The following is a 21,957-nucleotide window of genomic DNA, read 5'->3' on the forward strand; positions in this document are numbered from 1 at the left end:
CTGACGCTCGTGCCGCCCGCGGTCGTCCTCGTCACTGGCGTCAGCCGGTGGCTGGGCGGCGCGCTGGCGGCCGAGCTCGCTGCTGACCCGGCGATCACCCGGGTCATCGGGGTGGACACCGTCCCCCCGGCCCCCGAGGTGCTGCGTCGCCTCGGTCGCACCGAGTTCGTCCGCGCCGACATCCGCAGCCCGTTGATCGGGAAGGTGATCGAGTCGGCGTCGGTGGACACCGTCGTGCACATGAACATCAGCGCCACACCGGCCGGTGCCGGGGGGCGGGTGTCGATGAAGGAGCTCAACGTCATCGGCACCATGCAGCTGCTGGCTGCCTGTCAACGGTCTGCCGCGGTCCGCCGACTGGTCCTGAAGAGCACCAGCGCGGTCTACGGCGCCAGCTCCCGGGACCCTGCGGTCTTCACCGAGACCATGCAGGCCCGGCGGGTGCCCGGTGGCGGCTTCGCCAAGGACAGCCTCGACATCGAGGGGTACGTCCGCGCCTTCGCCCGTCGCCGCCCCGACGTGGGTGTCGCGTTGCTGCGGTTCACCAACCTCATCGGCCCGCGGATCGACTCGCTGCTGTCCGGGTTCCTCCGGATGCCCGTCGTCCCCACCGCCCTGGGGCACGACGCCCGGCTGCAGCTCCTCCACGAGGACGACGCCGTGGCCGTGCTCACGCGCGCCGCCACCGGCGACTTCGTCGGCACCGCGAACGTCGGTGCCGACGGCACGGTCCTGCTCTCCCAGGCGATCCGCCGGCTCGGCCGTGTCGCGTTGCCCCTGCCGGAGGCCGCGATGGGCTCCCTCGGCCGGACGACCCGCTGGGCCCGCCTGGTCGACTGGTCGCCGGAGCAGATGCGCTTCCTGAACTTCGGCCGGGTCATCGACACCCAGGTGCTGCGCGAGGAGTTCGGCTACGAGCCGCAGTACAGCACCGCCGAGGCCCTCGCCGACTACGGGCGCAGCCTGCCCCCGGTCGTCCGTGCCGAGCTCGTCGATGACGTCGCCGCCTCCGCGCGGACCGTGCTCGGCTCCGTCGCCGGTGGCGTGCACGCCGTGCAGGGCGCTCTCGGCAGCGTCACCGTAAGACGCCGCCGCGCTGCGCCCTCGGTGCCGGGCCTGCGGGCGGTGCGCGATGCCTGAGGCCCGGGTGATCCCCCTGCGCCCCGACGACGACCCGCCCCCGCCGCCCCCGGCGACCCCGCCGGGCTGGGACGAGCAGCTGGCCGGGGGTCTGGAGTTCCTGCGCCGCCGGCTGATCGGCGAGTACGACACCGACGAGTTCGGCTTCGACCCCGACCTCACCGACCACCTCCTGCTCCCGGGGCTCCGGCCGTTGTTCCACCGCTGGTTCCGGGTGGAGACCCAGGGGCTGGAGAACGTGCCGGACGTCGGGGGCGCCCTGGTGGTGGCCAACCACTCGGGCACCGTGCCGGTCGACGCGCTGATGGCCACGGTGGCGCTGCACGACGAGCACCCGGCGGCCCGCCGGCTCCGGCTGCTCGGTGCCGACCTGGTGTTCCAGGTCCCCTTCATCGGGTCCCTGGCACGGAAGCTGGGCGTCACCCTGGCCTGCAACGAGGACGCCGAGCGGCTGCTGTCCGGCGGGGAGCTGGTCGGGGTCTTCCCCGAGGGCTTCAAGGGCGTCGGCAAGCCGTTCCACGAGCGGTACACCCTGCAGCGGTTCGGTCGCGGCGGCTTCGTCAGCGCCGCGCTGCGCACCGGCACCCCGATCGTGCCGTGCGCGATCGTGGGGGCCGAGGAGATCTACCCGATGATCGGCAACGCCCGCACCGCCGCCCGACTGCTCGGCCTGCCCTACTTCCCGATCACCCCGACCTTCCCGCTGCTGGGCCCGCTGGGTGCGGTCCCGCTGCCGTCGAAGTGGTTCATCGCCTTCGGCGAGCCGATCGAGACCGCGTCCTACGGGCCCGCGGCCGCCGACGACCCGATGGTCGTCTTCAACCTGACCGACCAGGTCCGCGAGACCATCCAGCACTCCCTCTACCGCCTCCTCCTCCAAAGACGCAGCGTCTTCAGCTGACCACCAACTGACCAGCTGACCAGCCGAAAGCCGACCAGACTCGACATCCGGCGCAGCCGGGCGCGACGACGGGGGCCGAAGGCCCCCAGAGGAAGTGCAGGAAGCGGCTCAGCGCCGGTCGGGCACGGCACCCGACTGGCGGAGCAGGAGACGCGACGAAGTCGCGGGCACACCGAGCGGGGGCCCGCAGGGCCCCCCGAGGTGAGCCGGCAAACGGCTCAGCGCAGACCGGGCACGGCAGTTGGCCGCGATGCGATCCGGAGGATCGCCATCAAAACGGCCAGAGGCTGCGGCGGCGCAGCGCCAGCAAGCCGCCGACGACGCCGCCGGAGAGGGCGGCCGCGCCCACGGTGGGGACGCCGATCTTGGCGGCCTTGCGGCCGGTCCGGTAGTCCTTGACGGTCCAGCCGCGGGAGCGGGCGACGGCGCGCAGCTCGGAGTCCGGGTTCACCGCGACCGCGGTGCCGACCAGGGTCAGCATGGGCAGGTCGTTGGTCGAGTCGCTGTAGGCGGTGCAGCGGGCCAGGTCGAGGCCCTCCCGCTCGGCGATCGCCCGGACGGCCTGCGCCTTGGACTCCCCGTGCATCATCTCGCCGACCAGTCGGCCGGTGTAGCGGCCGTCGACGATCTCGGAGACGGTGCCCAGCGCGCCGGTCAGGCCGAGGCGGTGGGCGATGATCGAGGCGAGCTCGACCGGGGTGGCGGTGACCAGCCAGACCCGCTGGCCGGCGTCCAGGTGCTGCTGGGCGAGGTTGCGGGTGCCCGACCAGATGCGGTCGGCCATCAGCTCGTCGTAGATCTCCTCGCTGGCGTCGACGATCTCCTGCACCTCGCGGCCGGCGACGAACGCCAGGGCGTTGTCCCGGACGGTGTGCATGTCGGTCGCGCTCTCGCTCCCGGCGACCCGGAACTTGGCCTGCTGCCAGACGAACGAGGCGACGTCGCGGCTGGTGAAGTACTTGCGGGCGGCCAGGCCGCGGGCGAACCAGAAGAGCGAGGCGCCCATCATCATCGTGTTGTCGACGTCGAAGAACGCCGCTGCCGTGCGATCGGGCGCGGGGGCGGTGGCCTCGGTCTCCGCCGCGGCGGCCGAGGCGGCGCCGGCGACGAGCGCGCGGGCCTCGTCGTCCTCCAGCTCGACCGGGGTGCGCGCCCTCCGGCCCCGGAAGGGCACTCCGGCCATCCCGCACCACCTCCCCGGTGTCGCGCCGACGTCGTCGACCGCCACCTCGCTGACCGTCACCGCGACCCTATCGCCGGGTCACCCTCCCGTGGCCGGTCCGTCGGGCAGCAGTGCGGCCAGTCGGCGCACCGCCCGGTGCTGCAGCGCCTTCACCGCGCCGTCCTTGCGGCCCATGGCCGTGGCCGTCTCGGCCACCGACAGCCCCTGGAAGAAGCGCAGCACCACGCACTGCCGCTGGTCGGCGGACAGCAGCCGGACGCCGGCCAGCAGGTCCACGTTCGCCAACCGCTGCAGCACGGCGTCCTCGGGGCCGTCGGTCGCCCGGTCCGCGTCCCGCATGTCGGCGGTGAGGACCTCCAGCCGGTGCCGGCCGCTCTTCACGTGGTCCAGCGCGATGTTGCGGGCGATGCTGATCAGCCAGGCTCCGACGTCCGGCCCCTGGAAGGTGAGTGAGTCGATCCGGCGCAGGGCGCGCGCGAACGTCTCGCTGGTGAGGTCCTCCGCCGTGGCCTGGTCGGCGACCCGGCGGGACACGTAACGGTGGACGACGTCGGCGTACCGGTCGTAGAGCTGCCCGAACCCGTCCGCGTCACCGGCCTGCGCCCGGCCCACGAGCGCCCAGACCTCGGCCTCGGCCGGGGTCGGATCGCCACCCCGGCGCGGCCGGGGGACGACCGGCGATGGCGTCGGGGACGCGACGGCGGGAGACGTGACGGCCGGGGACGCGACGGAGGGGAGGCGGGTCATGCCGCTGTCGGACCTCCTCACATCCCTGCCGAGCTGAGCTGCTCGGGCGCCACGCAGCCACGGACGGTGCGGTCCGCCGCCCATGGTGACAACATCGTGCCGCTGCGTCCACGTCCCCGCCGTCCGAGACGGCTGCTGTCCCCGCGGAGGTCCGTCGTGCCGGTCGAACGAGAACCGCACGAGCAGGCCGGACACCTGCAGGAGGGCCACGAGCAGGACGGTGCGGTGCGCTCCTTCTCCGCACTCGTCCGCCGCGCGGCCGCGGGCCACGGCGACGCGCCGGCGCTGCTCCACGGCGAACGCCGGCTGACCTGGTCGGAGGTCGACGCCCTGACCGACCGGGCGGCCGCGGGGTACCTCGAGCGCGGACTGGACGCCGGTGACCGGGTGGCGGTGCAGCTGCCCAACGGCGTGGACTGGGTGATCGCGGTGATGGGTGCGCTGCGGGCCGGGCTGGTCGTCGTCCCGGTCAACACCGCCTACACCGACCCGGAGGTCTCCCACCTGCTCGCCGACTCCGGTGCCCGGCTGCTCGTGGTGGCGGGGGAGCGGTCGGAGCTGGGCGGCGTCCCGGTGTGCGTCGGTCCCCCGGCAGCCGACGGTCCGCCGCCGGCCGATCCGGACGACCCGGACGCGCTGGCCCTGCTGGCCTACACCAGCGGCACCACCGGGCGGCCCCGCGGCGCGATGCTCACCCACGCCGCGCTGCTGGCCAACCAGCAGCAGTGCCTGGCGCTCCAGCCGCCGCCGGTGCGCACCGGCGACCGGGTGCTGCTGACCCTGCCGCTGTTCCACGTCTACGGCTTCAACAGCGGCTGGGGCCTGGTCGCGGCCACCGGTGCCTGTGCGGTGCTGCTGGACGAGTTCGACCCGGCGGGGTCCCTGGCGCTGATGGCCGCCGAGGAGGTGTCGGCGGTGCCGGGTGCCCCGCCGATGTACGCCGCGTGGCTGGCGGTGGCCGACGCGGCGGGCAGTGACGCCGTGCTCCGCCGCGGGTTCGCCGCCGTGCGCACGGCGAGCTGCGGTGCCGCGCCGATGCCCGGTGCGCTCTTCGAGGCCATGCGCACCCGCGCCGCGGTGACGGTCTGGGAGGGCTACGGGCTGACCGAGGCCGCCCCGGTGCTGGCCAGCACGCTGGCCACCGGGCGGGCGAAGCCGGAGTGCATCGGCGGTCCGCTGCCCGGTGTGGAGCTGGTGCTGCGGGACACCGCGGGCGGGCCGACCGCCGGGCCGGACCCGGGCAGCCGGGTGCGTGCCGACGTCTGGGGCGACCCGTTCGGCGACGAGGACGCCGACGGGGAGACCGGGGAGATCTGCGTGCGCGGCCCCAACCTGTTCGGCGGCTACTGGCCCGACGGGGCCGACGGCCCGGACGCCGACGGCTGGCTGCTCACCGGCGACATCGCCTACCGCGACGCCCAGGGCGACCTCAAGCTGGTCGACCGGCGCCGGGACCTGGTGCTGGTCAGCGGCTTCAACGTCTACCCGGGCGAGGTGGAGCGGGTGCTGGGCGAGCACCCCGGGGTGGCCGAGAGCGCGGTGATCGGCGTGCCGGACCAGCGCAGCGGCGAGGCGGTGCACGCCGTCGTCGTCCGCACCCCCGGCGCGGAGGTGACGGAGGCGCAGCTGCGCGAGCACGCCGGCCGGTCGCTGGCTCGGTTCAAGGTCCCGGTGGCCGTCCACTTCGTCCCCGAGCTGCCGCACTCCCTGGCCGGCAAGGTCAGCCGGGCCCGGCTCCGCGAGCTGGGGCTGGAGCGGGCCGCGGCCGCGGTGGACGCCGAGCAGTCGGCCGCGGAGGCCTCCGATGACTGAGCCGGCGCCCCGGCTGCAGCTGCTGAGCCGCGAGGGCTGTCACCTGTGCGTCATCGCCGCGGAGACGCTGACCCGGATCGCCGGGGAGGCCGGCCTGGGCGTCTCGCTGGTCGACGTCGACTCTGACCCGGAGCTGCGGATCGAGTACGGCGACCGGGTGCCGGTGGTCCTGCTGGACGGCCGGGAGCACAGCCACTTCACCGTCGACGTCCCGCGGCTCCGCCGCGACCTGGGCATCCCCGCGCCGCACTGACCCGCCCCGGATGGGACGGCGCGGGCGGCCGGTGAGATGCTGGGGGTACCCGTACGGGGGTTCCTGAGGCGTGGTCCTCACCACAGCGGACGGCTGCGACCTGCACGGACGGTCTCGGCGACTTTGTTCAGGCGTTCACAAGCGGTTACCGTGGCGTTTGCCGGGTGCCGACGTGCCCGTCTCCCTGACCTGTCTGAGTCCCCCCGATCGTCCCCGGCCCGTCCGGGAGTGCGTTCGGATCGCTGTGGAGTCTGCCCGTGCCCCAGTCGCGGCCCCGGATCATCCCGGAGGCCACCGTTGCCCGGTTGGCCGTGTACCTGAGGGTGCTGGCCGGTCTCGCCGACGGCGGTCGCAGTCACGTCTCTTCCGGGGAGCTCGCCTCGGCGGCCGGGGTGAACCCCGCCGGTCTGCGCAAGGACCTGTCCTACCTCGGTCCCTGTGGCGTCCGCGGGGTCGGCTACTCGGTCTCGGGCCTGCGGGACCGGCTCACCGACGCCCTCGGTGGGGAGCGCTCCCGGCCCTGTGTGCTCATCGGGATCGGCCGGCTGGGGTCTGCGCTGGCCGACTACGCCGGGTTCGCCAGCCGGGGCTTCGAGTTCGTCGGCCTGCTGGACACCGATCCCGCGACGGTCGGGCACCGGGTCGGCGGCCTCCAGGTCCGCCCGGTCCAGGAGCTGGAGGCCGTCGTTGCCGAGACCCACGCGACGATCGGCGTCATCACGACACCGGCCGAGGTGGCCCAGTCGGTCTGCGACCGACTCGTCTCGGTCGGGGTGAGGAGCATCTTGAACTTCGCGCCGGTGGCGTTGACGGTCCCTGCGGGTGTCGACGTCCGCAAGGTCGACCTGTCCGTGGAGCTGCAGGTGCTGGCCTTCCTGGACCAGCAGCGCGACGGGACGCCGCCGCTGCTGGCCCCGCTGCGGGCCGCCCAGGGGGTCGCCCGATGAGCCTGCTCGCGGTCGGCATCAGCCACCAGACGGCGCCGGTGGCCCTGCTCGAGCAGGTGAGCATGACCGGCGACGACAAGGTCAAGACCCTGCACGAGCTGGTCGAGAGCGACCACGTCTCCGAGGCCATCGTGCTGGCCACCTGCAACCGGATCGAGGTGTTCGCCGAGGTCGACCGCTTCCACGGCGGGATCACCGACGTCAGCCGGGTGCTCGCCCGGCACGCCGGCGCGACGGTGGAGGAGCTCTCCCCGTACGTCACCGTCTACTACGAGGACCAGGCGATCGGGCACCTGTGCACCGTCGCCGCGGGCCTGGACTCGATGGTCGTCGGTGAGACCCAGGTGCTCGGGCAGCTGCGCGCCGCCTACGCCCTCGCCCAGGAGGAGGGCACGGTCGGGCGCGAGCTGCACCCGATCGCCCAGCGGGCGCTGCGCGTGGGCAAGCGCGTGCACGCCGAGACCGGCATCGACCGGGCCGGGGCCTCCCTGGTCTCGGTCGCCCTGGACCGGGTGTCGGAGACCCTCGGTGAGCTCGCCGACCGCCCGGTGCTGGTGGTTGGTGCCGGTTCGATGGGCGCCCTGGCCGCGACCACCCTGGCCCGGCGGGGCGCGGCGGTCACCGTCAGCAGCCGGACGCCGGCCAGCGCCGCCCGCCTGGCCGAGTCGATCGGCGGCCGGCAGGCCGACCTCGAGCAGCTGCCCGACGAGCTCGCTGCGGCCGACGTCCTGGTCACCTGCACCGGCGCCACCGGCACCGTGATCGGAACCGACCTGGTCGAGGAGGCCCTCCTCGGGCGGGCCGGGCGGCCGCTGGTGATCGTCGACCTCGCGCTCCCGCGCGACGTCGACGCCTCGGTCGGCGGCCTGCCCGGCGTGCACGTCGTGGACCTGGCGATGCTGCAGGGGGAGCGCGCCGCGCACCCCGGCCAGCCGGTCGCCGGCTCCGTCGCCGCCGACGACATCGCCGCCGCGCACGCCCTGGTCGAGCTGGAGACCTCGCTGCTGCGCGCCGAGCGGCAGGCCGCCGCGGTGGCCCCGACCGTCTCGGCGCTGCGCAGCCAGGCCGCCGAGGTGGTCGACGCCGAGCTGCTCCGGCTGTCCACGCGCCTGCCCGACCTGGACGCCAAGGCGCGCAGCGAGATCGCCCGCACCGTCCGCCGGGTGGTCGACAAGCTGCTGCACGAGCCCACCGTCCGGGTGAAGGAGCTGGCCGGTGCCCCCGGCGGCACCGACTACGCCGACGCGCTGCGTGCGCTGTTCGGACTGGGGCTGTCCGGTGTCACCGACGGGGAGCGCACCAGCCTCTCCGACGCGGTCACCGTCGACCCCGAGCTGCCGGCCGGCACCCCGCTGTCGGCGCTGGACCCGCGGATCGACGCCACCCGCGACGGGCGCACCGGCGGCGCCGCGTGACCGGCGTGGAGTCGCCGCTGCGGCTGGGCACCCGGGCGAGCCAGCTGGCGCTCACCCAGTCCCAGCACGTCGCCGACGCGCTCACCGCGGCCACCGGCGTGCCGGTCGAGCTGGTGCACATCAGCACCTACGGCGACCGGTCCACCGAGGCGATCAACCAGCTCGGCGGCACCGGGGTCTTCGTCACGGCCCTGCGCGACGCCCTGCAGCAGGGCACCGTCGACCTCGCCGTGCACAGCTTCAAGGACCTGCCGACCTCGCCGAGCCCCGGCCTGACCGTGGCCGCCGTCCCGCCGCGGCAGGACCCCCGCGACGTGCTCGTCGCCCGTGACGGCCTCAGCCTCGGGGAGCTGCCCGCCGGCTCCCGGATCGGCACCGGTGCCCCCCGCCGGGTGGCCCAGCTGCGCGCCCTGGGCCTCGGCCTGGAGATCGTGCCGATCCGCGGCAACGTCGACACCCGGATGGGCCGGGTCACCTCCGGGGACCTGGACGCCGTCGTCCTGGCCCGGGCCGGTCTGGCCCGGTTGGACCGGCTGTCGGCGGTGACCGAGGTGCTCGACCCGATCCAGGTGCTCCCCGCCCCGGCGCAGGGTGCCCTCGCCGTCGAGTGCCGCGCCGACGACACCCGCGTGCGTGAGCTGCTCGCCGTGCTCGACGACCCCACGGCCCGGGCGTGCGTGGCGGCCGAGCGTGCGGTGCTCGCCGCGCTGGAGGCCGGGTGCAGCGCCCCGGTGGCCGCACACGCCGAGCTCGCCGAGGACGAGGACGGCGCCGCGGAGCTCTACCTGCGCGCGTCGGTCACCGCCCTCGACGGCAGCGACGGCGTCCGGAGCTCGATCACCGGGCCGGCCGTCGCGGCCGAGTCCCTGGGGCGCGAGCTGGCCGCCGAGCTGCTGGACCGCGGCGCGGCTGCGCTGATGGCAGCCAGCCGGTGACCGCCCCCCGCGGGGGCCACGCCCCCCGCCCCATCCGTCCCGTACCACCCGCAGCGACCCCCTCCCGGGGCAGGAACAGGAGCACGCGATGACGCGCTCACGCAAGCAGAACGGCAACGGCAAGGGCACGGTGGTCTTCGTGGGCGCCGGGCCCGGTGACCCGGAGCTGCTGACCGTCCGGGCCAGCGCCGCGATCGCCGGCGCCGACACGGTGCTGGCCGACCCCGAGGTCTCCGCCGCCGTCCGCGAGGCGCTGCTGGAGGCCCACCCGGACCTCGAGCTGACCACGGTCAGCGGCGAGCCGGCCGAGGTGGCCAAGTCCGCGGTGGCCGCGGCCAAGAACGGCAGCGTCGTCGTCCGGCTGATCGCCGGTGACCCGTTCACCAGCGACGCCGTGGTCAAGGAGGCGCTGGCGGTCACCCGCACCAGCGTCGCGTTCGACGTCGTCCCCGGCGTCGCGATCGGCACCGCCGTGCCCGCCTACGCCGGTGTCCCGCTGGGTGCCAGCTCGGTCCAGGCCGACCTGCGCACCCTGGACGCCCAGGTCGACCTGGCGGCGCTCGCCGCCGCCGCGACCGGCACCGGCAGCCCGCTGGTGCTGCAGGCTGACGCCGACCAGGTGGCCACCGCCGCGGCCGGCCTCCTCGACGGCGGCCTGTCCGGCAACACCCCGGTCGTCGTCACCACCCAGGGCACCGGGACGGCGCAGAAGAGCGTCGCCGCCAAGCTCGCCGCCGTCGCCGAGAAGTCCGCCGGGCTGGACAGCCTGGCCGGGCCGGTCGTGGTCACCGTCGGCGCCGTGGTCGACAAGCGCGCCAAGCTCTCCTGGTGGGAGAGCCGCCCGCTGTTCGGCTGGCGGGTGCTGGTGCCGCGCACCAAGGAGCAGGCCGGCGACATGAGCGAGCGGCTGCGCGCCTACGGGGCCGTGCCGGTGGAGGTGCCGACGATCGCCGTCGAGCCGCCCCGCAGCCCCGCGCAGATGGACCGCGCGGTCAAGGGCCTGGTCACCGGCCGCTACGGCTGGATCGTCTTCACCTCGACCAACGCGGTGCGCGCCGTCCGCGAGAAGTTCGCCGAGCTCGGCCTGGACGCCCGCGCCTTCGCCGGGGTCAAGGTCGCCTGCGTCGGGCAGCAGACCGCCGACGCGGTGCGCGAGTTCGGCATCGTGCCCGAGCTGGTGCCCAGCGGCGACCAGTCCAGCGAGGGCCTGCTGGCCGACTTCCCGCCGTACGACGACGTCTTCGACCCGATCGACCGGGTGCTGCTGCCCCGGGCCGACATCGCCACCGAGACCCTCGCGGCCGGGCTCAAGGAGCGCGGCTGGGAGATCGACGACGTCACCGCCTACCGCACCGTGCGGGCGGCGCCGCCGCCGGCGGCGGTGCGCGAGGCGATCAAGGGCGGCGGCTTCGACGCCGTCTGCTTCACCTCGTCCTCGACCGTGCGCAACCTGGTCGGCATCGCGGGCAAGCCGCACGCCCGCACCGTCGTCTCGGTGATCGGCCCGGCCACCGCGGCCAGCGCCACCGAGTTCGGCCTGCGGGTGGACGTGCAGCCGGAGACCGCGGCCGTCGGCCCGCTGGTCGACGCGCTCGCCGAGTTCGCCCAGGCCCGCCGGGCCGAGGCGGAGGCCGGGGAGTCCAAGTGACCTCCGGCCAGGGCGGCACGAACCCCGGGTTCGCCCGGGGTCGTCGGCTGCGCTCGACCCCGGCCATGCGCCGGTGGACGGCGCAGACCCGGCTGTCCCCGGCCGACCTGGTGCTGCCGGTGTTCGTCAAGGAGGGCATCGCCGAGCCGGTGCCGATCAGCTCCATGCCCGGCGTCGTCCAGCACAGCCCCGAGTCGCTGCGGAAGGCCGCCACCGAGGCGGCCGAGGCCGGGATCAGCGGGCTGATGCTGTTCGGCATCCCGGCGGACAAGGACGCGGTGGGCTCCCAGGCCGACGCCGCCGACGGCGTGGTCAACGCGGCGCTGCAGCAGCTGCGGGCCGACCTCGGCGACGAGCTCGTCCTGATGGCCGACCTGTGCCTGTGCGAGTACACCGACCACGGGCACTGCGGCGTGGTCACCCCGGCGGGCGTCGTCGACAACGACCCGACGCTCGACCGGTACGCCGCCGTCGCGATCGCCCAGGCCCAGGCCGGGGCGCACGTGATCGCCCCGAGCGGGATGATGGACGGCCAGGTCGCGGCGATCCGCGCCGGGCTGGACAGCGCCGCGTACACCGAGACGCCGATCCTGGCCTACGCCGCCAAGTACGCCTCCGGGTTCTACGGGCCCTTCCGCGAGGCGGCCGAGGGTGCGCCGCAGTTCGGTGACCGCTCGACCTACCAGATGGACCCGCCGAACACCGACGAGGCGCTGCGCGAGGTGGCGCAGGACATCGCCGAGGGCGCGGATGCGGTGATGGTCAAGCCGGCCGGGCCCTACCTGGACATCATCGCCCGGGTGGCCGACGCCGTCGACGTCCCGGTGGCCGCCTACCAGGTCAGCGGCGAGTACGCGATGGTCGAGGCGGCCGCCGCCAACGGCTGGGTCGACCGCGAGCGGGCTGTCCTGGAGACGCTGACCTCGATCCGGCGCGCCGGTGCGGGTTCGGTGCTGACCTACTGGGCGGTCGAGGCCGCCCGCTGGTTGCGCTGACCCGGTCGTGAGCTGAGCGTGGCGCTGCTCACCGTCCACCCCGCGAGCGGCGCGGACACCGGAGCGCCTGGGAGAGTGGGACCGTGACTGAGCCCTACCCGTACGAGGCCCCGGTGTCGGCAGAGCTGTTCGAGCGGGCGGGTCGGGTGACGCCCGGCGGGGTGAACTCCCCGGTGCGCGCGTTCCGGGCCGTCGGGGGCACCCCGCGGTTCATGGCCTCGGGCTCGGGTCCGTGGCTGACCGACGTCGACGGCCGCCGCTACGTGGACCTGGTGGCCTCCTGGGGCCCGATGATCCTGGGGCACGCCCACCCGGAGGTCGTCGCCGCCGTCACGGCCGCGGCCCGCAACGGGTTCACCTTCGGCACCCCCACCGCCGCGGAGGCCGAGCTGGCGGAGGAGATCGTCTCCCGGGTGGCCCCGGTCGAGCGGGTGCGGCTGGTCAACTCCGGCACCGAGGCGGTCCTCTCCGCGGTGCGGCTGGCCCGCGGGTACACCGGCCGGCCGCTGGTGGTGAAGTTCGCCGGCTGCTACCACGGGCACGTCGACGCCCTGCTGGCCTCGGCCGGTTCCGGCGTCGCCACCCTCGGCCTGCCCGACACCCCGGGCGTGACCACGGGCGCGGCGGCCGACACGATCGTGCTGCCCTACAACGACGTCGCGGCGGTCGAGGCCGTCTTCGCCGAGCGTGGCGACCAGATCGCCTGCGTGGTCACCGAGGCCGCCGCCGGCAACATGGGTGTCGTCCCGCCGCTGGACGGGTTCAACGGCCACCTGCGCCGGATCACCGCCGCGCACGGGGCGCTGCTGCTGGTCGACGAGGTGATGACCGGGTTCCGGGTCTCCGGCGCCGGTTGGTACGGCCTGGACCCGGTGGACGCCGACCTGTTCACCTTCGGCAAGGTCATGGGCGGTGGCATGCCGGCCGCGGCGTTCGGTGGCCGCGCCGACGTGATGGACCAGCTGGCCCCGTCCGGGCCGGTCTACCAGGCGGGAACCCTGGCCGGGAACCCGGTCGCGGTGGCGGCCGGGCTGACCACGCTGCGGCTGTGCACCGACGAGGTGTACGAGCGCTGCGACTCCGTCGCCGCTCTGCTGCGGGGCGCCGCCAGCGCGGCCCTCTTCGCCGCCGGGGTGCCGCACCGGGTGCAGCAGGCCGGCTCGATGTTCTCGGTGTTCTTCGTCCCGGACGAGCGCCAGGTGCGCGACTACGACGACGCCCGGACCCAGGACGTCGCCGCACACACCGCCTTCTTCCACGCCATGCTCGCCCGCGGTGTCTACCTGCCGCCCTCGGCGTTCGAGGCGTGGTTCGTCAGCGCCGCCCTGGACGACGAGGCGCTCGACCACGTGCTGGCCGCACTGCCCGCCGCCGCGTCGGCCGCCGCGGCCGCCGCCGGCGGCCCCGCCTCGCCCGAGGCCAAGGACACCCTGGAGCTGCAGCCGTGAGCGAGACGACCGTCGTCCACCTGATGCGGCACGGCGAGGTGCACAACCCCGCCGGCGTGCTCTACGGCCGGCTGCCCGGCTACCGGCTGAGCGAGGCCGGCGAGGGCATGGCCCGCACCGCGGCCGCCTGGTTCGCCGACCGCGACGTCACCCACCTGGTGGCCAGCCCGCTGGAGCGCGCGCAGCAGACCGCGCGCCCGATCGCCGACACGCTGGGGCTGGAGATCGCCACGGACGAGCGGCTGATCGAGGCCGGCAACTCCTTCGAGGGCAAGACCTTCGGCGTCGGTGACGGGGCGATGCGGCACCCGGGCAACTGGTGGCGGCTGCGCAACCCGTGGACGCCGTCGTGGGGCGAGCCGTACCGGGAGATCGCCGCGCGGATGCTCGGTGCGATCGACACGGCCCGGGACGCCGCCCGCGGGCACGCCGCCGTCTGCGTGAGCCACCAGCTCCCCGTCTGGACGGTGCGGCTGCACCTGGAGGGCCGTCGCTACCTGCACGACCCGCGACGGCGGGAGTGCGGGTTGGCCAGCGTCACCTCGCTCACCTACGACGGCGATCGGCTGGTGCGGCTGGAGTACGCCGAGCCGGCCGGGGCCACCGACCCCGATGCGGTGCCCGGTGCGTAGCCGACTGGCGGCGGCGCTGGCGGTGGCCGCGGTGCTCACCGCGGGCTGCAGCACCGGCGACGACCCCGTGGACGTGACCAACGGTGGTGAGTTCCGCTTCGTGGCGGGCACGCCGTCCGGCGAGGTCATCCCCGAGGGGGAGCGGGCCAGCGCCCCGGGCTTCTCCGGCACGCTGCTCGACGGCGGGGAGTTCGACTCCGGCGAGCTGGCCGGGGACGTCGCGGTGCTCAACTTCTGGGGCTCGTGGTGCGCGCCCTGCCGGGTGGAGAGCCCCGAGTTCCAGGAGGTCTACACCGAGGTCCGGGACGACGGCGTCCAGTTCCTCGGCCTGAACGTCAAGGACACCGAACAGCTGGCCAACGCCTTCCTGGAGAGCAAGGGGATCACCTTCCCCTCGCTGTTCGACCCCCGCGGTGAGGTGGCGCTGGCCTTCCGCGACTACCCGGCCGCCGCCATCCCCTCGACGATCGTGCTGGACCGTGAAGGTCGCGTCGCAGCGGTGTACACCGGTGCTGTGCGCCAGGACGACCTGCGCACCGTGATCACCCAGCTGACCGGGGAGGCCTGAGCCGTGGTGGAGGCCATCAGGGAGCTGATCGGCGACGGGCCGCTGCTGGTCGCCGCCGCGGTGGCGGCACTGGCCGGGCTGATCAGCTTCGCCTCGCCCTGCGTGCTGCCGCTGGTCCCCGGCTACCTCTCCTACGTCACCGGCCTGGTGGGCAGCGCCCCGCGGACGGCGGCTCCGGTCCCGGCGCCGGTCCCCGCGTCGGCCGGTGCCGTGTCGGGGGGCCAGCCCCTCGCCGGCGGCGCCTCGGTGGCCACCGCCGTCGGGCCGGTCGACGAGCGGGCCTCGCGCGGCCGGATGGTGCTGGGCTCGGTGTTGTTCGTGCTCGGCTTCACGGTGGTCTTCGTGGCGATCAGCAGCGCCGTCGGCGGGCTGGGCCGGCTGCTGCTCGAGTACAACGACGTGATCACCCGGGTGATGGGCCTGGTCACCATCGTGGTCGGGCTGGGCTTCCTCGGCTGGCTGCCGTTCCTGCAGCGCACCGCCCGGATCTCCGCCCGCCCCGCCGTCGGCCTGGCCGGCGCCCCGCTGCTGGGCGTGGTCTTCGGCCTGGGCTGGACCCCGTGCCTGGGCCCGACCCTGCAGGCCGTGCAGAGCCTGGCCTTCAGCGAGGCGACCGTGGGGCGGGGCGCGTTCCTGGGGCTGGCCTACTGCCTGGGGCTGGGCGTGCCGTTCGTGCTCGTGGCGCTGGGCGCCCGCTGGGCCGTGGGGACCATGTCGTTCCTGCGCCGCAACGCCCGCACGGTCACCCGGATCGGTGGGATCGTGCTGATCGGCGTCGGGCTGATGCTGGTCACCGGGGCGTGGACCGAGCTGATGATCTGGCTGCGCGGCTGGTTGGCCGCCACCGGTCTGGCCGAGTCGGCGCCGCTGTGACCGCAACCGCTCCGCCGCGGCCGGCCGCACCGGCCAGCCCGCCGTCCCCGCCCTCGCCCGGCCGCCGGGTGGCGGGCCGGCTGCTGCGCTGGTGGCGGCAGCTCACCGCGATGCGCACGGCGCTGATCCTGCTGTTCCTGCTGGCCGTCGCGGCGATCCCGGGTTCGCTGCTGCCGCAGCGGTCGCTGTCGCAGAGCGACGTGGCCGGCTACCTGGCCGAGTACCCCACGCTCGGACCCTGGCTGGACCGGCTCTACCTGTTCGACGTCTTCAGCTCGCCCTGGTTCGCGGCGATCTACCTGCTGCTGTTCATCTCGCTGATCGGCTGCGTCGTGCCCCGGGCGATCGAGCACGGCCGCTCCCTGTTCACCCCGCCGCCGACGGCACCCCGGCACCTGCAGCGGCTGCCGGAGTCGGCGGCGCTGACCACCTCGCTGGCCGGCCCGGCCGCGCTGGACGTGGTGGAGGAGGAGCTGCGGGTCCGCCGCTTCCGCGTCGTCCGCCGGGAGGGCCGGTCCGGTCCGGAGGTCTCCGCGGAGAAGGGCTACCTCCGGGAGACCGGCAACGTGCTGTTCCACCTCTCGCTGCTGGCGCTGCTGCTCGGCCTGGCCGGCGGGAAGCTCTGGGGCTACGAGGGCAGCATCCTGGTGACTGAGGGCCAGGGCTTCTGCAACGCGTTCCAGCAGTACGACACCCACCGGTCCGGGCCGCTGGTCGACGGTGAGGACCTCTCGCGGCTGTGCGTGGACCTCGACGACTTCCAGGCCGAGTACGAGGAGAACCTCACCGCGGCCTCGTACACCGCGGACATCAGCTGGGAGCTGGACGGCGCCGATCCAGTGGGCACCACCATCGGGGTCAACGACCCGCTGCGGGTGGGCGGCGACCGGGTCTACGTCACCGGGCACGGTTTCAGCCCCGTCTTCAGCATCACCCGGCCGGACGGCCAGACGTTCACCGACCTCTCCGCGCCGTTCCTCCCCGCCGACCTGGGGACGATGCTCAGCCAGGGCGTGCTCAAGGTGCCCGACCTGGGTGCCGGCTCGACCGAGCAGCTGGCGATCGAGGGCTTCCTCGCCCCGACCGGTGTGCTGCAGGCCGGCGTCCTCACCTCGATCGACCCGCAGCCGCTGGACCCGCAGGTCGGCATCGACGTCTACACCGGCTACCTGGGGCTGGACTCCGGCCTGCCGCAGTCGGTCTACGCGCTGGACCGGGAGCAGATCGACCGGGGTCTGCTGAACCGGGTGGCCCGGACCAACCTCGCCATCGGAGAGTCGACCACCCTGCCCGACGGCACCGTGGTCACCTTCAGCGGCCTGAAGGAGTTCGCGGCCCTGCAGGTCTCGCACGACCCCGGCCAGGTGTGGGTGCTCGGGGCGTCGATCGCCGTCCTGGTGGGCCTGCTGGGCATGCTGCTGGTGCGCCGGGAGCGGGTGTTCGCCCGCTCCGGCCCCGCACCGGACGGCGGGGGTACCGTGCTGTCGATCGGCTCGCTGACCCGCGGCAGCGCTGACACCGGTCCCCGCTTCACCTCGCTCACCGAGGACGTGCAGGCAGCCCTGGCCGCCCGCGCCGACGCCCCGGCGAGCACCCCAGCGGCCCGTGGACACGGGCCGGCACCCGATGAGGAGGCACCGCCGTCGTGATCGACGAGTCGTTGGCCGCACTGTCCGACACCCTGTTCTCGATCAGCGTCGGCCTGTACTCCCTGGCCGTGGTCGCCTTCTGCGCCGAGCTGGCCTTCGGCCGCTCCGTCCGCGGGCGCAGCGAGCAGCTGGTCGCCGCCGGTGGCGTCCCCGCCCAGCCGCCGGTCGACGTCCGGGCCGCCGGCGAGCCGGTCGAGCCGGCTCGGGCCCGCCGGCTGGGCCTGGTCGCGATGGTGCTGACCGGGCTCGGCGCGGTGACCCACGCCGGGGTGCTGGTGACCCGGGGCATGGCCACCGACCGGTTGCCCTGGGGCAACATGTACGAGTTCGCCACCGCGGTGGTCCTGGTCGCCGTCGTGGCCTACCTGGTGCTCGCCGTGCGGGCGCCGTCGCTGCGGCACATCGGCGTCTTCCTGCTGGCGCCCGTGGTGCTGTCGATGGTGCTGATCGGGCTGTTCCTGTACGCCGAGGCCGGCCCGCTGGTGGCCGCCCTGCGGTCCAGCTGGCTGGCGATCCACGTGAGCACCGCCACCATCGGGTTTGGCATCTTCTTCGTCAGCGGCATCGCCAGCGCGCTCTACCTGGTGCGCACCCGGCGGGACGCGACGGTGACCGCCGGTGCCTCCACGGGCGCTCCTGCTGCCCCCTCCCTGCTGGACCGGCTGCCCACGGCGGCGGCGCTGGACCGCACGGCCCACCGCACCGCCGTCTTCGGCTTCCCCATCTGGACCTTCGCGGTCATCGCCGGCGCGATCTGGGCGGAGAGCGCCTGGGGCCGGTTCTGGGGCTGGGACCCGAAAGAGACCTGGGCGTTCATCGCCTGGATCGTCTACGCGGCCTACCTGCACGCCCGCACCACGGCCGGTTGGCGGGGCCGCCCCTCGGCGTGGATCAACATCGTCGGCCTCGTGGTGATGATCTTCAACCTGCTGTTCGTCAACCTGGTGTCGACCGGCCTGCACAGCTACGGCGGCGTCTGACGCCTCGGGCGCTCCGAGGCGGCCACCCACCGTCACGATCGGGTGGACAGGGACCGCGTGGTACCCGGAGAGGTGCGCTCCGGGGGCTGGACCGTGCATCCTGACCGCATGACTGAGCGCGGCCGGGTCCACCGTGGGTAGGCACTCGGCGGGGAACGGTGCCCGCGTCGACCCGATCGTCGCGGACGCGCTGCGGCTGCGGACGACGTCGGTGGAGCCGGGCCCGCCCCGGCACGCGCCCGGCCTCCCCGACCGTCAGCAGGTCGACAGCCAGTCGGACGGCGGCCTCGGCTGGCCCGGCGAGCCTGGCGAGGGCTCCGGCCTCGGCTGGCCGGACCGCGACGACGCCACGCACCCCGCGGCCGACACGACGGAGTCCGCCACCACGGAGGCCGCGACTCCCGCGACTCCCGTGGCCCCGGCGGCCGGGGACGGACGACCTGCCGGGCGGCGGTTCGGCTGGCGCCGGTGGCTCGGCGTCAGCCCGGCCGCCTCTCCCGCGCCGTCCGGCAGCAACGCCGCCTGAGAAGGACGTCCAGGCGCAGCGAGCCGCCAGCCCCGCAGGGCTGACGGCTCGTGGTGCGTCCGGGAGCGGGCCAGTGGGCCCGCGGGTCTCAGTTCAGGCTGCCGTCGTCCCGACGGGCCCGCCGCTCCAGCTCACGCAGGAACTCCGGGTCGTCGTCCGGGGCCACCGGCCGGGTCGGCCGCTGCGCTCGCGGTGGGCGGGGCCCACGCGGCGGACGCTCCGGGCGACCGATGCCGCCCGACCCTCCTCGGCCACCGTCCTGCGCCGACGCGGCGCGCATCACGAGCACGACCACGGCCACCGCGATCACCAACATCACCAGGAAGACCATCAGGCCACCCCCCTCATCGCCACCAATGTACGACCGCGGCGATACTCGGACCCGGTGATCTCCTGCCCGACCGGGGCGGGCCCTGCGCCGGCGGTCCGCCGGGCGCGCACCCGAGGAGCCGGAGGGCGACATCGACGCGGTCGACGAGCAGTTGATCAGCCTGTTGCGGGCCAACGGCCGGGCCAGTTACGCCGAGCTCGCCCGGCAGGTCGGGCTCTCGGCCCCCTCGGTGCACGAGCGGGTCGGCAAGCTGGAGGCCGCCGGTGTGATCACCGGCTACCAGGCGCTGGTCGACCCGGCCTCGGTCGGGCTCGGTGTCACCGCCCTGGTCGGGGTGATCGAGAGCGACCAGGTCGACGACACCGGCCTGGAAGAGGCACTGGCGGAGCTGTCGTCGGTGGAGGACTGCTGGCGGGTCGCCGGCAGCGAGGGGTACGTGCTCAAGGTGCGGGTTCCCGACATCCGGGCACTGGAGGACACCATCAGTGCGTTGAACAGGGTCCGGGGCGTCGCACGCACCCGGACGACCGTGGTGCTGTCGACCAAGTGGGAGGGCCGTCGTGGCTGAGCAGATGAGGGCAGCCGGGGCCTCCGTGCCCGGGGGCACCGACGGCGGGGCGCCGAGCCAGGGTGGTGTCGCGAAGTGGCTGGCGATCTACACCCTCGGGCGGCTGGCGATCGCCGCCGCGCTGATCGGGCTGCTGTGGGTGCTCGGGCTGCCCGGCACCCCCGGCTTCCTGTTCGGGGTGCTGCTGGCGATGCCGGTGTCCTACCTGGCGCTGGGCCGGGTGCGCGAGCAGCTGACCGGTGCCCTGGTGGCACGCAACGAGCGCAAGGAGCGGCTGCGCGCCGAGCTCCGCGGCACCGCCGCCGACGACGCCTGACGGCCCCGCTGCGGGGGCCGCTCGAGGTGGGGCGTCAGCTGAGGGCGAGGCCGAGGCCGAAGAGGACGCCGGTGACCAGGGTGAGCTGACCGGTGGCCTTGAGCGCGCCGATCAGCGCCGGCCCGCGGCCGCCGCCCAGCACCGTGCGCACCGGCGGCACCGCCAGCGGGGCGGCGAGCAGACCGAGCAGCGCCCAGGGCCGGACCACGCCGATCCCGGCGATCACGGCGAAGGCGACGACCAGCAGCCCGGTGTAGAAGAGCCGGGTGCGGGCCTCGCCGAGCAGCACCGCCAGCGTCCGCTTGCCGACGGCGGCGTCCCCGTGCACGTCGCGGAGGTTGTTGACGACCAGGAGCGCCGTCGAGAGCAGCCCGATCGGCACCGCGGCGGCGAACGCCAGCCCGTCCAGCGTCTCGGTCTGGGCGAACGTCGTCCCGACCACGGCGACCAGGCCGAAGAAGACGAAGACGAAGACCTCGCCCAGCGCCCGGTAGCCGTAGGGGATCGGGCCGCCGGTGTAGGTCCAGGCCGCCAGGATGCTCACCGCGCCGACGGCGACCAGCCACCAGCTGGACACCGCTGCGAGCGCCAGGCCGGCCACCGCCGCCACCGCGAAGGACGCCAGCGCGGCGACCAGCACCTGGTGCGGGGTGGCCGCGCCGGAGCCGACCAGCCGCATCGGGCCGACCCGGTCGGCGTCGGTGCCGCGCTTCCCGTCGGAGTAGTCGTTGGCGTAGTTGACCGCCACCTGCAGCGCGAGCGCGACGGCCAGGGCGAGCAGCGCGGGCACCAGCCGGAAGCCGTCGAGCGCGGCCGCGGCGCCGGAGCCGACGAGCACCGGGGCGAGCGCGGCGGGTAGCGTGCGGGGTCGGGCGCCTGCCAGCCACTGGGCGGGGGTGGCCATCAGTCGGTTCCTCTCGGCGTGCGTGTGAACAGCGTGCGTGCGACGGCCCGGCGGTCGGGCTTGCCGGTGTGCAGGGTGGGCACGGCGTCGACGACCGTCAGCTCGCGGGGGGCGGAGGCCGCGCCGAGCCGGGTGGTGACCCAGGGGCGCAGCTCAGCCAGGTCCGGGGTGGTGCCGGGGGCGGCGACGACGGCGGCGACGACCCGCCGCCCCCACTCGGGGTCGGGGAGCCCGGTGACGACGGCGTCGGTGACCGACGGGTGCTCGCGCAGCACCGCCTCGACCGCCTGCGGGGAGACGTTGACCCCGCCGCTGATCACCACGTCGTCCAGCCGGCCGTGCACGGTGAGCCGGCCGGCGTCGTCCAGTGAGCCGGCGTCCCGGGTGCGGAACCAGCCGTCGCGGAAGGCGGCCGCCGTCCCGGCCGGGTCGAGCCGGTAGCCGTGCGCCAGCACCGGGCCGGCCAGCTCGATCCCGTCGGCCACCCGCACGGAGACCCCCGCCAGCGGCACGCCGTCGTAGACGCAGCCGCTGGCGGTCTCGCTCATGCCGTAGGCGGTGCGCACCTGCACCCCGGCGCGGCGGGCGGCGGCGAGCAGGGCGGGGTCGGTGGCGGCGCCGCCGATCAGCACGCCGTCGAAGGAGGCCAGCGCGGCCGGCTCGTCGGCCAGGTACCGGCGCAGCTGGGTGGGCACCAGTGCGACGTGGCGGCGGTCGCCGGCCGGCAGCCGGGCCGCGGCGGTGGCCAGCGACTCGCCCCGGCTCAGGACGACGGGCTCCCGGCCGGCCAGCGCGGTGCGGACCAGCACCTGCAGCCCGCCGATCGCCGAGGTCGGCAGGGCGAGCAGCCAGCTGCCGGGGCCGCCCAGCCGGTCGGCGGTGGCGGCCGCCGAGGCCCGGAGCGCCGCCGCGGAGAGCAGCACGCCCTTGCCGACGCCGGTCGACCCGGAGGTCACCACGACCAGGTCGGTGCCCGGCTCCAGCGGCTCGTCGGGCCGGAGCACCGCACGCGCGGCGTCGGCGGGCCCGGTGCCGGCGGGCAGCACGGCCAGCGGCCCGTCGCCGTCCAGGCTGCGGAGGAGCGCCGGCCAGACGGTGGACAGCACCGCCGCGGCCGCCTCCGGCGGCGGCGCGGCCACGAGGGTCAGCTGCCGGTGCACGAGGAGTCAGGCTACGGCGGCCCGCA

General features: G+C 75.1%; 23 protein-coding genes. 18 read left to right on the forward strand and 5 right to left on the reverse strand.

Annotation, left to right across the window (positions count from 1 at the left end; genetic code table 11):
* Nucleotides 1-9 precede the first annotated feature (9 nt).
* Both O2W53_RS09820 and O2W53_RS09825 read left to right on the forward strand, forming a co-directional pair.
* Nucleotides 10-1,140 (forward strand): NAD-dependent epimerase/dehydratase family protein, encoded by a 1,131-nt coding sequence (locus tag O2W53_RS09820; RefSeq protein ID WP_269162867.1) that lies wholly within the window; start codon nt 10-12, stop codon nt 1,138-1,140.
* Entirely contained in the window at nt 1,133-2,041 is a 909-nt protein-coding gene (locus O2W53_RS09825; RefSeq protein WP_269162868.1) for a lysophospholipid acyltransferase family protein, read from the forward strand. The genes O2W53_RS09820 and O2W53_RS09825 overlap by 8 nt, the downstream gene beginning before the upstream one ends.
* 271 nt (nt 2,042-2,312) lie before the next feature.
* Here the strand turns inward: O2W53_RS09825 and O2W53_RS09830 are convergent, their stop codons facing one another.
* Nucleotides 2,313-3,224, reverse strand: a complete 912-nt coding sequence (locus tag O2W53_RS09830; RefSeq protein ID WP_269162869.1) for an HAD family hydrolase — start codon at nt 3,222-3,224, stop codon at nt 2,313-2,315.
* Nucleotides 3,225-3,302: 78 nt separating this feature from the next.
* The gene (locus O2W53_RS09835; protein WP_269162870.1) at nt 3,303-3,971 is read right to left on the reverse strand and encodes a sigma-70 family RNA polymerase sigma factor; all 669 of its coding nucleotides are present in this window, start codon (nt 3,969-3,971) and stop codon (nt 3,303-3,305) included.
* 156 nt (nt 3,972-4,127) lie between these two features.
* Here O2W53_RS09835 and O2W53_RS09840 point away from each other — a divergent pair, with 156 nt between their 5' ends.
* The 14 genes from O2W53_RS09840 (at nt 4,128) to O2W53_RS09905 (ending at nt 18,652) form a co-directional block, all read left to right on the forward strand.
* Nucleotides 4,128-5,783, forward strand: coding sequence for a class I adenylate-forming enzyme family protein (locus O2W53_RS09840; RefSeq protein ID WP_269162871.1), 1,656 nt, complete (start codon nt 4,128-4,130; stop codon nt 5,781-5,783).
* Nucleotides 5,776-6,036 carry a glutaredoxin family protein gene (locus O2W53_RS09845; RefSeq protein WP_269162872.1) on the forward strand — a complete coding sequence of 87 codons (261 nt, stop codon included), beginning with the start codon at nt 5,776-5,778 and terminating at the stop codon, nt 6,034-6,036. Before O2W53_RS09840 ends, O2W53_RS09845 begins: the two co-directional genes overlap by 8 nt.
* A gap of 257 nt (nt 6,037-6,293) precedes the next feature.
* Nucleotides 6,294-6,983 (forward strand): redox-sensing transcriptional repressor Rex, encoded by a 690-nt coding sequence (locus O2W53_RS09850; RefSeq protein WP_269162873.1) that lies wholly within the window; start codon nt 6,294-6,296, stop codon nt 6,981-6,983.
* Entirely contained in the window at nt 6,980-8,398 is a 1,419-nt protein-coding gene (locus O2W53_RS09855) for a glutamyl-tRNA reductase (protein ID WP_269162874.1), read from the forward strand. The genes O2W53_RS09850 and O2W53_RS09855 overlap by 4 nt, the downstream gene beginning before the upstream one ends.
* A gap of 5 nt (nt 8,399-8,403) precedes the next feature.
* A complete protein-coding gene (gene hemC / locus O2W53_RS09860; RefSeq protein WP_269162875.1) occupies nt 8,404-9,333 on the forward strand; it encodes a hydroxymethylbilane synthase in 930 nt (309 codons plus the stop codon).
* Between the two features lie 88 nt (nt 9,334-9,421).
* A complete protein-coding gene (locus tag O2W53_RS09865) occupies nt 9,422-10,981 on the forward strand; it encodes a uroporphyrinogen-III synthase (RefSeq protein ID WP_269162876.1) in 1,560 nt (519 codons plus the stop codon).
* Nucleotides 10,978-11,976, forward strand: coding sequence for a porphobilinogen synthase (gene hemB / locus O2W53_RS09870; protein WP_269162877.1), 999 nt, complete (start codon nt 10,978-10,980; stop codon nt 11,974-11,976). Before O2W53_RS09865 ends, hemB begins: the two co-directional genes overlap by 4 nt.
* Nucleotides 11,977-12,059: 83 nt before the next feature.
* Complete coding sequence (hemL, locus tag O2W53_RS09875) at nt 12,060-13,424, forward strand: glutamate-1-semialdehyde 2,1-aminomutase (protein ID WP_269162878.1); 1,365 nt, start codon at nt 12,060-12,062, stop codon at nt 13,422-13,424.
* A complete protein-coding gene (locus tag O2W53_RS09880) occupies nt 13,421-14,056 on the forward strand; it encodes a histidine phosphatase family protein (protein WP_036333148.1) in 636 nt (211 codons plus the stop codon). The genes hemL and O2W53_RS09880 overlap by 4 nt, the downstream gene beginning before the upstream one ends.
* Nucleotides 14,049-14,624 carry a TlpA family protein disulfide reductase gene (locus tag O2W53_RS09885; RefSeq protein ID WP_269162879.1) on the forward strand — a complete coding sequence of 192 codons (576 nt, stop codon included), beginning with the start codon at nt 14,049-14,051 and terminating at the stop codon, nt 14,622-14,624. The genes O2W53_RS09880 and O2W53_RS09885 overlap by 8 nt, the downstream gene beginning before the upstream one ends.
* Nucleotides 14,625-14,630: 6 nt before the next feature.
* Nucleotides 14,631-15,497 carry a cytochrome c biogenesis protein CcdA gene (locus O2W53_RS09890; RefSeq protein WP_269162880.1) on the forward strand — a complete coding sequence of 289 codons (867 nt, stop codon included), beginning with the start codon at nt 14,631-14,633 and terminating at the stop codon, nt 15,495-15,497.
* Nucleotides 15,494-17,146, forward strand: coding sequence for a cytochrome c biogenesis protein ResB (gene resB / locus O2W53_RS09895; protein WP_269162881.1), 1,653 nt, complete (start codon nt 15,494-15,496; stop codon nt 17,144-17,146). The genes O2W53_RS09890 and resB overlap by 4 nt, the downstream gene beginning before the upstream one ends.
* A complete protein-coding gene (gene ccsB, locus O2W53_RS09900; protein ID WP_269162882.1) occupies nt 17,143-18,126 on the forward strand; it encodes a c-type cytochrome biogenesis protein CcsB in 984 nt (327 codons plus the stop codon). Before resB ends, ccsB begins: the two co-directional genes overlap by 4 nt.
* A 133-nt stretch (nt 18,127-18,259) precedes the next feature.
* Nucleotides 18,260-18,652, forward strand: a complete 393-nt coding sequence (locus O2W53_RS09905; protein WP_269162883.1) for a hypothetical protein — start codon at nt 18,260-18,262, stop codon at nt 18,650-18,652.
* Nucleotides 18,653-18,740: 88 nt separating this feature from the next.
* Here the strand turns inward: O2W53_RS09905 and O2W53_RS09910 are convergent, their stop codons facing one another.
* The gene (locus tag O2W53_RS09910; RefSeq protein ID WP_036333158.1) at nt 18,741-18,983 is read right to left on the reverse strand and encodes a hypothetical protein; all 243 of its coding nucleotides are present in this window, start codon (nt 18,981-18,983) and stop codon (nt 18,741-18,743) included.
* A gap of 130 nt (nt 18,984-19,113) precedes the next feature.
* Between O2W53_RS09910 and O2W53_RS09915 the strand changes: the two genes are divergently transcribed.
* Together O2W53_RS09915 and O2W53_RS09920 are read left to right on the forward strand one after the other, a co-directional pair.
* A complete protein-coding gene (locus tag O2W53_RS09915) occupies nt 19,114-19,551 on the forward strand; it encodes an Lrp/AsnC family transcriptional regulator (RefSeq protein WP_269179138.1) in 438 nt (145 codons plus the stop codon).
* Entirely contained in the window at nt 19,544-19,867 is a 324-nt protein-coding gene (locus tag O2W53_RS09920) for a DUF4229 domain-containing protein (RefSeq protein ID WP_269162885.1), read from the forward strand. Before O2W53_RS09915 ends, O2W53_RS09920 begins: the two co-directional genes overlap by 8 nt.
* Nucleotides 19,868-19,901: 34 nt before the next feature.
* Here the strand turns inward: O2W53_RS09920 and O2W53_RS09925 are convergent, their stop codons facing one another.
* Together O2W53_RS09925 and menE are read right to left on the reverse strand one after the other, a co-directional pair.
* Nucleotides 19,902-20,771: a 1,4-dihydroxy-2-naphthoate polyprenyltransferase gene (locus O2W53_RS09925; protein WP_269162886.1), complete on the reverse strand. Its 870-nt coding sequence runs from the start codon at nt 20,769-20,771 to the stop codon at nt 19,902-19,904.
* A complete protein-coding gene (gene menE, locus O2W53_RS09930) occupies nt 20,771-21,931 on the reverse strand; it encodes an o-succinylbenzoate--CoA ligase (RefSeq protein WP_269162887.1) in 1,161 nt (386 codons plus the stop codon). The genes O2W53_RS09925 and menE overlap by 1 nt, the downstream gene beginning before the upstream one ends.
* Between the last annotated feature and the right edge of the window lie 26 nt (nt 21,932-21,957).

The organism is Modestobacter sp. VKM Ac-2978, assembly GCF_026968025.1.
Classification (GTDB): domain Bacteria; phylum Actinomycetota; class Actinomycetes; order Mycobacteriales; family Geodermatophilaceae; genus Modestobacter.

Bases quoted from the DNA above. Each gene is read 5' to 3' on its own strand.
- O2W53_RS09825 (WP_269162868.1), top strand. From the start codon at position 1,133: ATGCCTGAGGCCCGGGTGATCCCCCTGCGCCCCGACGACGACCCGCCC.
- O2W53_RS09845 (WP_269162872.1), top strand. From the start codon at position 5,776: ATGACTGAGCCGGCGCCCCGGCTGCAGCTGCTGAGCCGCGAGGGCTGT.
- O2W53_RS09830 (WP_269162869.1), bottom strand. From the start codon at position 3,224: ATGGCCGGAGTGCCCTTCCGGGGCCGGAGGGCGCGCACCCCGGTCGAG.
- O2W53_RS09865 (WP_269162876.1), top strand. From the start codon at position 9,422: ATGACGCGCTCACGCAAGCAGAACGGCAACGGCAAGGGCACGGTGGTC.
- O2W53_RS09925 (WP_269162886.1), bottom strand. From the start codon at position 20,771: ATGGCCACCCCCGCCCAGTGGCTGGCAGGCGCCCGACCCCGCACGCTA.
- O2W53_RS09835 (WP_269162870.1), bottom strand. From the start codon at position 3,971: ATGACCCGCCTCCCCTCCGTCGCGTCCCCGGCCGTCACGTCTCCCGCC.
- O2W53_RS09910 (WP_036333158.1), bottom strand. From the start codon at position 18,983: ATGGTCTTCCTGGTGATGTTGGTGATCGCGGTGGCCGTGGTCGTGCTC.
- O2W53_RS09855 (WP_269162874.1), top strand. From the start codon at position 6,980: ATGAGCCTGCTCGCGGTCGGCATCAGCCACCAGACGGCGCCGGTGGCC.